This window comes from Microbacterium sp. NPDC055455, from assembly GCF_053619935.1.
On the sequence record NZ_JBSHLB010000007.1, the window covers coordinates 35,336 to 47,828 of the forward strand.

General features: G+C 72.3%; 9 protein-coding genes. 5 read left to right on the forward strand and 4 right to left on the reverse strand.

Annotated features, from left to right (window positions below):
• The first annotated feature begins 2 nt into the window (after positions 1–2).
• The 4 genes from ACWGUG_RS16090 (at position 3) to ACWGUG_RS16105 (ending at position 5,796) form a co-directional block, all read left to right on the forward strand.
• Positions 3–2,765 (forward strand): cation-translocating P-type ATPase, encoded by a 2,763-nt coding sequence (locus ACWGUG_RS16090; protein WP_452325286.1) that lies wholly within the window; start codon positions 3–5, stop codon positions 2,763–2,765.
• Between the two features lie 61 nt (positions 2,766–2,826).
• Positions 2,827–3,303 (forward strand): FMN-binding protein, encoded by a 477-nt coding sequence (locus ACWGUG_RS16095; RefSeq protein ID WP_336396476.1) that lies wholly within the window; start codon positions 2,827–2,829, stop codon positions 3,301–3,303.
• Between the two features lie 3 nt (positions 3,304–3,306).
• The gene (locus tag ACWGUG_RS16100; RefSeq protein ID WP_452325287.1) at positions 3,307–4,206 is read left to right on the forward strand and encodes an FAD:protein FMN transferase; all 900 of its coding nucleotides are present in this window, start codon (positions 3,307–3,309) and stop codon (positions 4,204–4,206) included.
• Positions 4,207–4,233: 27 nt separating this feature from the next.
• Complete coding sequence (locus ACWGUG_RS16105) at positions 4,234–5,796, forward strand: FAD-dependent oxidoreductase (protein ID WP_336396474.1); 1,563 nt, start codon at positions 4,234–4,236, stop codon at positions 5,794–5,796.
• Here the strand turns inward: ACWGUG_RS16105 and ACWGUG_RS16110 are convergent.
• From ACWGUG_RS16110 to ACWGUG_RS16120, 3 genes are all read right to left on the reverse strand, one after another.
• On the reverse strand, positions 5,790–7,229 hold the full coding sequence (locus tag ACWGUG_RS16110) for a sensor histidine kinase (protein WP_452325326.1): 1,440 nt from the start codon (positions 7,227–7,229) through the stop codon (positions 5,790–5,792). The two genes, ACWGUG_RS16105 and ACWGUG_RS16110, sit on opposite strands and share 7 nt — an antisense overlap.
• A gap of 179 nt (positions 7,230–7,408) precedes the next feature.
• Positions 7,409–8,137, reverse strand: a complete 729-nt coding sequence (locus ACWGUG_RS16115) for a response regulator transcription factor (protein WP_336396472.1) — start codon at positions 8,135–8,137, stop codon at positions 7,409–7,411.
• Positions 8,138–8,232: 95 nt separating this feature from the next.
• The gene (locus ACWGUG_RS16120) at positions 8,233–9,222 is read right to left on the reverse strand and encodes an SDR family oxidoreductase (RefSeq protein WP_452325288.1); all 990 of its coding nucleotides are present in this window, start codon (positions 9,220–9,222) and stop codon (positions 8,233–8,235) included.
• Positions 9,223–9,326: 104 nt separating this feature from the next.
• Between ACWGUG_RS16120 and ACWGUG_RS16125 the strand changes: the two genes are divergently transcribed.
• Positions 9,327–10,688: an FAD-binding oxidoreductase gene (locus ACWGUG_RS16125; protein ID WP_452325289.1), complete on the forward strand. Its 1,362-nt coding sequence runs from the start codon at positions 9,327–9,329 to the stop codon at positions 10,686–10,688.
• A gap of 57 nt (positions 10,689–10,745) precedes the next feature.
• On the opposite strand, the gene gndA is transcribed toward ACWGUG_RS16125, so the two are convergent.
• Positions 10,746–12,353 carry an NADP-dependent phosphogluconate dehydrogenase gene (gene gndA / locus ACWGUG_RS16130; protein WP_378881488.1) on the reverse strand — a complete coding sequence of 536 codons (1,608 nt, stop codon included), beginning with the start codon at positions 12,351–12,353 and terminating at the stop codon, positions 10,746–10,748.
• Positions 12,354–12,493: the final 140 nt, after the last annotated feature.

Genomic DNA, 12,493 nt, shown 5'->3' on the forward strand with positions numbered 1-12,493 from the left:
GGATGTCCCAGCCGCTGACCGAAGCCCGCCTGACGGTCGCACGACCCTGGGCGCTCCCCGTGGACGCGGTGCTCGCGCACCTCGAGGCCGACGCGTCGGGGCTGACCTCCGACGACGCCGGCCGACGCCTCGAGATCGCCGGGCCGAACCGCCTTCCCGAGCCCGCGCGCCGCCCCGCCGTGCTGCGGTTCCTCTCGCACTTCAACGACACCCTGATCTACATCCTCCTCGGCGCCGCCGTCATCAAGGCGCTGATGGGGGACTGGCTGGACTTCTGGGTCATCATGGTCGTCGCGATCATCAACGCCGTCATCGGCTACATCCAGGAGGGGCGCGCCGAGCGGGCGCTCGCGGGGATTCGCGGGATGCTGTCGGCCGAGGCCAGCGCCCGCCGCGACGGCGGGTGGGTCACGGTGGCGGCGGCCGATCTCGTCCCCGGCGACGTGGTGCGGCTGATGCCGGGCGACAAGGTCCCCGCCGACCTCCGGCTGTTCGAGGCCTTCCAGCTGCGGATCGACGAGGCGGCGCTCACCGGTGAGTCGGTCCCGTCGTCGAAGGTCGACGACCCGGTCGACCCCGACGCCGGCGTCGGCGACCGCCGGTCGATGGCGTTCTCGGGCACCATCGTGAGCGCCGGCCAGGGCCGGGGCGTCGTCACCGCGACCGGGGCGACCACCGAGCTCGGCCGGATCCAGAGCCTCGCCGAAGAGGCCGAGACGCTCGCCACACCGCTCACACGCCAGCTCGACGGGTTCGGCCGGATCCTCACGCTCGTGATCCTGGGCATGGCGGCCGTGATGATGATGATCGGGCGCTTCCTGCACGGGATGCCGTACCCCGAGCTCATCTCGGCGGCCATCGGCTTCGCGGTCGCGGCGATCCCCGAGGGCCTCCCAGCGCTCGTGACCATCACGCTGGCGATCGGCGTGCAGCAGATGGCCCGCCACAACGCCATCACCCGCAAGCTCCCCGCTGTCGAGGCGCTGGGCTCGGTGACCACCGTCTGCTCCGACAAGACCGGCACGCTCACCAGGAACGAGATGACGGTCCGGCACATCGTCACGCCCCTCGCGCACTACGAGGTGACCGGTCTGGGCTACCGGCCGGAGGGGCGCATCGCCCCGGCGGGCGGAGCCGGGCTGCCCGGGGACGGGCTGCCCGGAGACCTCTCCGCGATCCTGGCGATCGGCACGCTCTGCAACGACGCCCACATCGTGCGCGACGACGACGGCGGATGGAGCCTCGTGGGCGAGCCCACCGAGGGCGCACTGAAGGTCGTCGCGATGAAGGGCGGTGTCGGGGGCGCGGGGGGAAGGCGCGTCGCCGTCATCCCGTTCGACTCGGCCAACAAGCTGATGGCGACGCTCAACGAGGGCCCGCGCTCGGGTGGGGCGGCGGGGGAGGTGTCGCGCGCGATCCTCGTGAAGGGCGCGCCCGACCGCCTGCTGGAGCGCTCGCTCACGCAGCGGAGCGAGGACGGCTCCCAGCCCCTGGACCGCACGCACTGGGAGGAGCAGGTCGCCGCGCTGAGCTCCCGCGGGCTGCGCGTGCTCGCCGCCGCCCGCAAGCCCGTGCGCGCGACGACCGAGGAGTTCGCGCTGGACGACCTCGTCGACCTCGAGTTCATCGGGCTCTGGGGGATCGTCGATCCGCCGCGCCCGGAGGCGATCGACGCGATCGCCGACTGCCACACCGCCGGCATCGGCGTGAAGATGATCACCGGCGACCACGCCGGCACCGCCCTGGCGATCGCCCGCGAGATGGGCCTCGCCGGCGCCGACGCCGAGGTTCTCACCGGCACCGAGCTCGAGGCGCTCAGCCAGGAGCAGCTGCGGGAGGTGGTGCGCGACGTCGACGTCTACGCCCGCACCAGCCCCGAGCACAAGATCCGCATCGTGCGCGCGCTGCAGTCCCACGGCGAGGTGGTCGCCATGACCGGCGACGGCGTGAACGACGCCCCCGCCCTGACGCGCGCGGACGTGGGCATCGCGATGGGGATCAAGGGCACGGAGGCGACCAAGGAGGCCGCGGAGTTCGTGCTCGCCGACGACAACTTCGCCACGATCCGCAGCGCCGTCGCCGAGGGCAGGCGCATCTACGACAACCTGCGCAAGTCCATCGTGTTCCTGCTGCCCACCAACGGCGCGCAGTCGCTCGTCATCCTGGTCGCGGTCGTCTTCGGGCTCGCCCTTCCCCTCACGTCGGTGCAGGTGCTGTGGGTCAACATGGTCACCGCCGTCACCCTCTCGCTCGCGCTGGCCTACGAGCCCGCCGAGCGCGGGATCATGCGACGCCCCCCGCGCGCCACCGGCGGGCCGATCATCGACCGCCGCGAGCTCGGCTTCGTGCTCGCCGTGTCGTTCCTCATCGGCGGGGCGGCGATGGGCGTGTTCTACGGCGTCGTGGCGACCGGCGTCGACATCGAGGTGGCACGCACCGAGGCGGTGCTCATGCTCGCGCTGGGGCAGCTCGCCTACCTCTTCAACTGCCGGCTCCTGACCCGCTCCAGCTTCACCCTCGACGTGCTGCGCGGCAACCGCGCGGTGTGGTGGTCAGCGCTTGCTCTCGTCGTCCTCCAGCTGATCTACACGTATGTGCCGTTCATGAACGTGCTGTTCGACTCGCGTCCGCTCGACCCGTCGGCGTGGATCCTCCCCATCGTGCTCTCGGTCGTGATCTTCGTCGCCGTCGAGGTGCTCAAGGCGCTGCTGCGCGCCCGGCCGCCCGCGTCCGCACCGGCACCCGCGCTCAAAGCTTCCTCATAGGACCGGTTGCGAGGATCGCCGCGACGCCCGACGCGTCGACGACACGAGCTGGAGGACCGCAATGATCCGCACCGCCCCCGCATCCCGCACCGTCCGAGCCGGCGCCGCACTGAGCGCCGCCGCCGGGATCGCGCTCCTCGCCGGTTGCGCGGCGACGGCCTCCGATGCGGAGGAGCCGGCCACCGGAGCCGATCAGGAAGCGACCGGCTCCGGGTCGACGGGCTCCGGCAGCGCCTCGGGCTCGTATGCCGACGGCACGTACACCGCCGACGGCGCCTACGCGACCCCCGAGTCCGTCGAGACCATCACTGTCACCGTCACCCTGGAGGGCGACGTCATCACCGATGTGGAGGTGACCGGCGACCCGCAGAAGAGCGAGTCCGAGGAGTACCAGGGGCGGTTCATCGGCGGCATCGCGGACGTCGTGGTCGGGCAGGACATCGACGACATCCAGGTCAGCCGCGTCGCGGGCTCGTCGCTGACCAGCGGAGGCTTCAACGAGGCGATCGAGGCGATCAAGTCCGAGGCGGCCGCCTGAGCCATGGGCGGGTCGGCGTCCTCCTGGCGATTCGACGCCATCGGCACCGTCTGGGAGGTCGTCACCGTCGAGCCGCTGCCCGAGCCTGCCCGCGACCGCGTACGGGGCCGCATCGAGGCGTTCGACCGCACCTGGTCGCGGTTCCGGAAGGACTCCGTGGTGACCCGGCTCGCGCGGGCCGGCGGGGAAGTCCCGCTCCCCGACGACGCCGGGCCGATGCTCGACGCGCTGGCGGCGGTGTGGGAGGCGACGGACGGCGCCGTGAACCCGCTCGTCGGGCGATCCCTCGAAGCGCTCGGCTACGACGCGCGGTACTCGCTGGTCGATCGCGGGGCGGTGGCGGCGCCCCCCGATTGGCGCAGGCTGCTCGCGTGGGACGACGAGCGGCTCATGCTCTCCAGCGCCGCGACGATCGACGTCGGCGCCCTCGGCAAGGGACGCCTGGTCGACATCGTGCTCGACGTCGTATGCGACGAGACGGCGGGGGACGTCACGGTCGACGCGGGCGGCGATCTGGCGGTGCGGGGGACGCCGCAGCGCATCGGGCTGGAGCATCCGTTCGATCCGCGTCGCGCGATCGGCGTGTGGGAGGTGACGGATGCCGCGCTGTGCGCGTCGGCGGTCACCCGGCGCGCCTGGCCGTCGGCCACCGGCACGACGCTGCATCACGTGCTCGACGCGCGGACGGGGCAGCCGGTGCGCACGATCGCCGCGACGTGGGCCGTCGCGCGGGACGCGATGACGGCCGACGCGGTCGCGACCGCGCTGTTCTTCGACGGTGGCCCGCGCCTCGCGCACGAGCGGGGTGTCGAATGGGTGCGCGTGACGACCGACGGGCGTGCGGAGTGGTCGCCCGGCTGCAGCGCCGAGCTGTTCCTGCGAACGGATAACGTGGAACGGTGATTCACGAGCCGATCGTGGCGGTGTGATGTGGGAACGCTCACCGCCTTCTGGAACCGCGTCTTCGCGGTGCTCGGCCGCGTGTCGATGTACCGCCTGGTCTACCTCGCGCTCGCGGCGCTCGCGGTCGTCGCCCTGGTGCTCTCGCTCTTCGACCTCGTCGGACCCGACCCGGTCGAGCTCATCGCGACGCTGCTCGTGCTCGCCGCCGTCTGCGTGGGGGTGGATGCCGCCGCCCAGCGGGTGCTGACCCTGCCGTGGCGCCTGGAGTCATCGCTCATCACGGCGCACATCCTGCTCTTCGTGCTGCGCCCGACGCTGGAGCTCGCCGGGCTGGCGGGGATCGCGATCGCCGCCGCGGTCGCGTCCCTCTCGAAGTACCTGCTCGCCTGGCGCGGGCGCCACATCTTCAACCCCGCCGCCGTGGGTGCCACCGTGCTCACGCTGCTGAGCCTCGCGTGGCCGGCGCTCGGCTCGTCGGCGTGGTGGGTGGGCACGCCCGCCCTCGCCGCACCGGTCATCGTGCTGGGCCTGGCGGTGCTGGTGCGCACCGAGAAGCTCCGGGTCGTGGCGGTGTTCCTCGTCGTCGCCGTCGCGGTCGCCGTCATCCGCACGGCCGCGCAGTATCAGGCCGCCGGGGTCGAGGTGGAGATCCTCGACGTGCTGTGGCCTGTGCTGTGGTCCTCGCCCTTCCTGTTCCTCGGCGCCTTCATGCTGTCCGAGCCGCTCACGCTGCCGCCCCGGCGCTGGCAGCAGTTCACCGTCGCCGCGGTCGTCGGAGTGCTCGCGGGCTGGCCGATCTCACTCGGCGACATCACCCTCGGACAGGAGCGGGCGCTGCTCATCGGCAACCTGGTCGCGTTCGCGTTCGCGCTGCGCACGGCGGTGCGGCTGACCCTGGTCTCGCGGGCCGAGCCCACACCGACCGTCGAAGAGCTCACATTCCGGGTGCACGACCGGTTGGCCTTCCTGCCCGGGCAGTACCTGGAGCTGGAGGTGCCGCACCGTCACCCCGACGCGCGCGGCACGCGGCGCGAGTTCAGCATCGCGTCCGCGCCCGAGGACCTGCCGCTGCTCAAGGTCGCGTTCAAGGACGGCACGGGCACGAAGCCGCTGAGCTCCTACAAGAAGGCCCTCGCGCAGGTGCGGCCGGGCGACGACCTCGCGATCACCGGGGTGTGGGGCGACTTCCTGCTGCCCAAGCGCGATGCCGCGCCGATCCTCATGGTCGCCGCCGGCATCGGCGTGACGCCCTTCGTGTCGCAGCTGCGGCATCTGACCGCGGCGGGCCTCGAGCGCGACATCGTGCTGGTCTATGTCGCGTCGGATGCCTCGGAGCTGGCGTTCCGCGGCGAGATCGAGGCATCCGCCGCTCGCGTCGTGGTCTTCACGCGCGACCGTCCGGTCGACCTGCCGAGTCACTGGCAGTGGGCGCAGGGCGTGCGCCTGGACGCCGAGGGCCTGATGCGGGTGGTACCCGACATCGCCTCCCGCCACGCCTACATCTCGGGGCCGGCCGGTCTGATCGCCGATCTCGCTCCCGCCCTCGAGCGCGCCCGTTCGATCACCACCGACGCCTTCAGCGGCTACTGAGCCGTGCCGACGCCGATCCCTGGGGCCGGATCGAGGGGACGGGCGGGCAGGCGCACCTCGAAGGTGGTGTCGCCGGGCCGGCTGTCCACCGAGATGGAGCCCCCGTGCGCGTCGACGATGGCGCGCGCGATCGAGAGGCCGAGGCCTGTGCCCCCGGTCTGACGCGCGCGTGAGCGGTCGCCGCGGGCGAAGCGCTCGAACAGCTCGTCGGCGATGCGCGGGTCGACGCCGGGGCCGTCGTCATGGACGCGGAGCACGGCCGTGCCGCCGTCCCGCGCCACCGTCACCGTCACCGTGGTGCCGGCAGGTGTGTGCGTGCGGGCGTTCGCGAGCAGGTTGGTGACGACCTGCTGGAGGCGGCTCGCGTCGCCCGCGACGAGCACGGGCTCGTCGCCGACCTCGAGCACCCACTCGTGGTCGGGACCGGTCGGGCGGGCATCGCCCACCGCGTCGATGGCGAGCCGCGTGAGATCGACCGTGCCGTACACCAGCTCCTGGCCCTCGTCGAGCCGGGCGAGGAGGAGGAGATCCTCCACGAGGGACGTCATCCGCAGCGACTGCGCCTGGATGCGCTCCAGCGACGCCTCGGTCGTCTCGAGGGTCGCGGCGGCGGGCCCGGGCTCCGGCCGCGGTGCCAGACCGAGCGCCTTCAGCGACAGCTCGGAGTAGCCGCGGATCGAGGCGAGCGGCGTGCGCAGCTCGTGACTGGCATCGGCGACGAACGCGCGCATGCGCTGTTCGTTGCGCTGGCGGGCGGTGAGCGACTCGTCGACGTGGTCCAGGAGCGTGTTCAGCGCCTCGCCGACCCGGCCGACCTCGGTGCGGGGGTCCGCCTGGCGCGCGGGGACCCGTTCGCTGATGGACACCTCGCCCTGGTCCAGCTGCTGCCGGGAGACCCGCTCGGCCGTGGCGGCGACCGCGCGCAGCGGCGCGAGGCCGGCGCGGATCGTCCATGCCGTCGCGACCGCGAGGAGGATGAGGCCGCCGGCGGTCAGCAGGCCGATGGTGGTGAGCATGCGCGCGATCGTGGCGGCCACCTCGTCGCGGGACAGCCCCACGACGACGATCGACTGACCGTCGACGCTGCGCCCTTCGACGCGGAACGTGCCGACGCCGTCGATGGTCACCACCAGCGGGCCCTCTGCGCGCAGTCCCGCCGCGAGCTGCTCGATCTGCTCGTCGTCGAGCGCGGTCACGGTGCCGTCCGGCTCGGTCACCGCCGCGGTGGGCGATGAGGGGGGAGTCTCGATGGCCAGCAGGAATCCGGCCTGCTGGGGCTGCTGCTCCAGGATCTCCTGAGCGGTGAGCCCCGCACCCACGGGCTGCCGGGTGAGCGCCGACATGCGGTCGGCGGTCGAGCGCAGCTCGCTGCTCAGTCCCTCCTCGAGCACCGTCCCCAGGATCGCGCTGGTCGCCACGCCGACCAGCACCATGATGAACGACGTGATGCCGACGACGGTGACGATGAGCTTCCGCTGCAGCGTCCACGCGGCGCGCCGGGGAAGCTCGTCCGAGGCAGGAGCACCCGTCCCGGGCGCCTCTTCGTCGCGCGGGGGCTCGATGCCAGCGCCGGTCGCGGCATCCGGCTCCGTCGTCGTACGGCTCCGGTCCGTCACTGGGGCGCCTTGATCATGTAGCCGACACCACGCACGGTGTGGATGAGGGGTTCGCGGCCGGCGTCGATCTTCTTGCGGAGGTAGGAGATGTAGAGCTCGACGACGCTGGAGCGGCCGCCGAAGTCGTAGTTCCACACGCGGTCCAGGATCTGCGCCTTCGACACGACGCGTCGCTGGTTGCGCATGAGGTAGCGCAGCAGCTCGAACTCCGTCGCGGTGAGCTCGATCTGCTCACCGGCGCGCTCGACCTCGTGGCTGTCCTCGTTGAGCGTCAGGTCCCCGACGCGCAGGATCGGCTCGGCGCCCGCCGCGTGCGCGGTGCCGGCGCGGCGCATGAGGCCGCGGAGCCGCGCGACCACCTCCTCGAGGCTGAACGGCTTCGTCACATAGTCGTCGCCGCCGGCGGTGAGACCCGCCACGCGGTCGGTGACGGCATCCTTGGCGGTCAGGAAGAGCACGGGGACGTCGTCGCCGGCCTGGCGCAGCCGCTGCAGCACGGCCATGCCGTCGAGGTCGGGCATCATGATGTCCAGCACCATGGCGTCGGGCTCGAACTCGCGCGCCGACTGCAGCGCCTCGAACCCCGACCCGGCGGTGCGCACCTCCCAGCCCTCCATCCGCAGCGCCATCGACAGCAGATCGGTGAGCATCTGCTCGTCGTCCACGACGAGGACGCGCAGGCTGGAGCCGTCGGGACGGAGGAGGGCCGGTGCCGGGTTGGTCATGCGTCCATTGTGGATGGCTTCCTATGCGCTTCCTATGGAGCCGGCTATGCGCGGGCTGTGAAATCCAGTCCGCGGCGCGGGGATCGGATCCGGCGTCAGCCGGCCGAACGCGCGTGGGCCGCGATGCGATCGAACAGCGCGTCGCGGTCCTCGTCGACCCGGCGGGCGCCGGGGGCGGCGTCGTAGTACGCCAGGATCCGCCGCGCCCCCTCGTCGAACGTGACCGTCGTGCGGAACTCCGGCACGAGCTCAGTCACCTTCGAGACGTCGAACAGCATCGAGTGCGCCTTGTCTCCGATCAGGCCGGGACCGAGGTCGGGGGCGACCGCCGCGATCGTGTCGGAGGCGACGTGGACGATGTCGGCGTCGGCCACGCCCGCAGCCTCGGCCAGCCAGCCGTAGATCTGGTTCCAGGTCGGTGCGTGCGTTCCGGTGATGGTGAACGCCTCTCCGATCGCCGCGGGGTTCGCGACGAGCCCCGTGAACGCGACTGCGAAGTCGTCGCTGTGCGTGATCGTCCACAGGCTCGTGCCGTCGCCGTGCACGATGACGGGACGCCCCGCGCGCATGCGGGCGATGTCGGTCCAGCCGCCGAGGGTGGGGAGCAGACGCTCGTCGTACGTGTGCGAGGGGCGGACGATGGTGACAGGAAGCCCCCGCTCCCGGTGGGCGGCGACCAGGACGTCCTCGCACGCGATCTTGTCGCGCGAGTACTGCCAATAGGGATTGCGCAGCGGCGTCGACTCGGTGACCGGCACCCGCCGCGGGGGCTTCTCGTACGCCGAGGCCGAGCTGATGAACACGTACTGCCCGGTGCGCCCCTCGAAGAGCTCGAGATCGGAAGCGATGTGGTCGGGCGTGAAGGCCAGGAACTCCGCGACCACGTCGAAGCGCCGACTGCCCAGTGCGGCGCGCACCGCTGCGGCATCGCGGATGTCGGCCTCGATCAGCTCCGCCTCGGGCGGGATGGGCCGCCGGGCGCTGCCGCGGTTGAGGACCGCGACGTCGTGCCCGAGGGCGACGGAGCGGCGGACGCACGCCGCGCTGATGGTTCCGGTACCGCCGATGTAGAGGATGCTCGTCACCCTCGCGAGCCTACGCCCGACCAGAGGCGACGCGCCTCGACGCCGACGCCCGCCGCGCACGGACCCCGTGCGCGATGTCGGTCCCGCCCCCTAGTCTGGCGCGCATGAGCAACGACGATCTCAGCGCCGCCTCCGTCGGCACCGTCATCCGTCCGGGCGACCCCGAGTGGGAGTCCGCACGTCGCTTCCACTCCGGCATCGGCTCGCCCGCCGCCGTCATCCGGGCCTCCACCGTCGACGACGTGAGAGGGGCCATCCGCTACGCCTCGGCCGAGCGCCTCGAGGTCATGATCCGCGGCGGCGGCCACAGCGCGTGGGGCGAGGTCCCGGGCGGTCTCACCCTCGACATCTCGGCGCTGGACGCCATCTCCGTCGAGGGCACGCGGGTGCGTGTCGGGGGCGGTGCGCGGTGGGGTGCCGTCGCGCACGCGCTCGCCGAGCACGACCTCGGACTCAGCTCCGGCGACACCGCGTCCGTCGGCGTCGGCGGCCTCACCCTCGGGGGCGGCATCGGCTGGATGGTGCGCGCGTGGGGGCTCGCGTGCGACCAGCTGGTGGGCGCGCAGCTCGTGACCGCCCGCGGCGAGGTGGTGGAGGTGACGGATGCCTCGCACCCCGAGCTCCTGTGGGCCCTCCGCGGCGGCGGCGGCAACTTCGGCGTCGTCACGCGCTTCGACTTCGAGGCGCACCGGCTGAACGGCGTGGTGCACGCCGTCTACGGCATCGACGCAGACGCACGGCCCGCCCTGCGGGTGCTGCGCGACATCCTCGCAGACGCTCCACGCGAGCTCACCGTCACCTACATGGACGTCCCGCCGATGGACCCGAACGCTCCTGCCGGCGCCACGGTGACCGCGGTATGGATCGGCACCGACGAGGAGGAGGCGCGCCGCGCGCTCGCGCCGCTCGCCGAAGCCCCCGGGGTGTCCGAGCGCGAGTTCGGCGTGCAGAGCTACCCCGATGTGCTGCTCGAGGCGCCCGAGTTCGACCCCGACCAGCCCATGCCGGGGTTCCTCGGGGGGAACACGCTCGTGGCGGACCTCGACGACGACGCGATCGATCGGATCGTCTCGTTCCGAGAGGCGAACCCGGCATCGGTCGTGCTGCTGCGGTCGCTCGGCGGGGCGTACGGGGACGTCGCCCAGGACGACTCCGCGTTCCCGGCGCGCAACGCGACGTGGTTCGCCATGGCGGGGGCGTTCGACATCCCGGGCATGGTCGACGACGACGCCCGGGCGCGGGCGCTGGCCGCGTGGGACGCCATCGAGGCGAGCGGCTCGGGCGTGTACGGCAACTTCACGGTGTCGACCGACCCCTCCTACGCCGCGCGAATCTACCCGCCGGCGACGATGGCGCGACTGGCGGCGGTCAAGCGCACGTGGGACCCGGGCAATGTCTTCTGCCGCAACCACAACGTGCAGCCCGAGGGCGACGGCCGGCCGGGTTCGGACGGACAGGCCGCCTGAGACGCCGAGGGCGGATCTCCGGCCGGGGATCCGCCCTCTGTCCGCTCAGGCGGTGCGTCAGTGGGTGTCTTCCGCCTCGATCTCGGTGCGGTCGCCCGACCACAGGGTGTGGAAGGTGCCTTCCTTGTCGATGCGCTTGTAGGTGTGGGCGCCGAAGAAGTCGCGCTGGCCCTGGATCAGCGCGGCGGGCAGGCGCTCGGCGCGCAGGCCGTCGTAGTAGGCCAGCGACGACGAGAACGCGGGAGCCGGGATGCCGGAGTTCGCAGACGCCGAGACGATGCGGCGCCATGCGCCCTGGGCGCGGCCGAGCGCGTCGGCGAAGTACGGGGCGGTCAGCAGCACCGCCAGGTCGGGGGTCTGGTCGTAGGCCTCGGCGATGCGGTTGAGGAACTGGGCCCGGATGATGCAGCCCGCGCGCCAGATCTTCGACACGGCGCCGAGGTCGATGGTCCAGCCGTACTCGGCGGCACCGGCGCGGATCTCGTCGAAGCCCTGGCTGTAGGCGACGATCTTCGACGCGTACAGCGCGAGGCGGACGTCCTCGATGAACGCGTCGGGGTCGTCGACCTGGAGGCCCTCGGCGGGGCCGGGCAGGCCGCGGGAGACCGCGCGCTGCTCGGGGTGGCTGGAGAGCGACCGTGCGAAGGTGGCCTCGGCGATGCCCGAGACCGGGACGCCGAGCGACAGCGCGGTCTGCACGGTCCACGCGCCGGTGCCCTTGGCGCCGGCCTGGTCGAGGATGACGTCGACCAGGGGCTCTCCGGTCGCGGCGTCCACCTGGCGCAGGACCTCGGCGGTGATCTCGATCAGGTACGACTCCAGCTCGCCGCGGTTCCACTCGGCGAACACCTCGGCGATCTCTGCCGGCGTCTTTCCGGTGCCGCGGCGGATCAGGTCGTAAGCCTCGGCGATGAGCTGCATGTCGGCGTATTCGATGCCGTTGTGCACCATCTTCACGAAGTGGCCGGCGCCGTCGTGACCCACGTGCGTGACGCACGGCTCGCCCTCCGCGACCGCCGCGATGGACTTGAGGATCGGTCCGAGGGTCACCCACGACTCGTCCGAGCCGCCGGGCATGATCGACGGGCCGTTGAGCGCGCCCTCCTCGCCGCCGGAGATCCCGGCGCCGACGAAGTTGATGCCGGTCTCGCGGACGGCCTTCTCGCGGCGGATGGTGTCGGTGAAGAGGGCGTTGCCGCCGTCGACGATGATGTCGCCGGGCTCGAACACCTCGACCAGCGAGTCGATGACCGCGTCGGTGGGGCGGCCGGCCTTGACCATGATGATCGCCGCGCGCGGCTTCTGCAGCGACGCGGCGAACTCCTCGTAGGAGAACGCGGGAACGAAGCCCGCCTCCGGGTGCGTCTCGGTCAGCTCGTCGGTCTTGGACCGGCTGCGGTTGTACACGGCCACGGTGTTGCCTTCGCGGGAGGCGAGGTTGCGGGCGAGGTTCGAGCCCATCACCGCCAGGCCCACCACGCCGATGTTCGCCGTCGCGGCGACGGCGAGCTCCGGGCCCTCAGGCTCCGGGGTGGGGCGCTCGACGTCCTCGGGCGCGGGCGCGGCCTCGTGCGCCGTCGTCGCCTCATCAGGCGCCTGGTCCTGATCCGTCGAGATGGTGGTCTGGGCCTGCTCGCCGGTCAGCGAAGGATCGTTGGAAGACACGCGTGCTCCTGGGGTTGAGTCGTCGCTTTCAGCCTAGAGTCTGACGGCTCCGTGTTACGCCGCAGCGGCCGGAAGCTCACACGGCACGCAGCCGGGTTGTGACGCGCGGGCGGCCGTCGGCTACCGTGGCGGGGTGATCC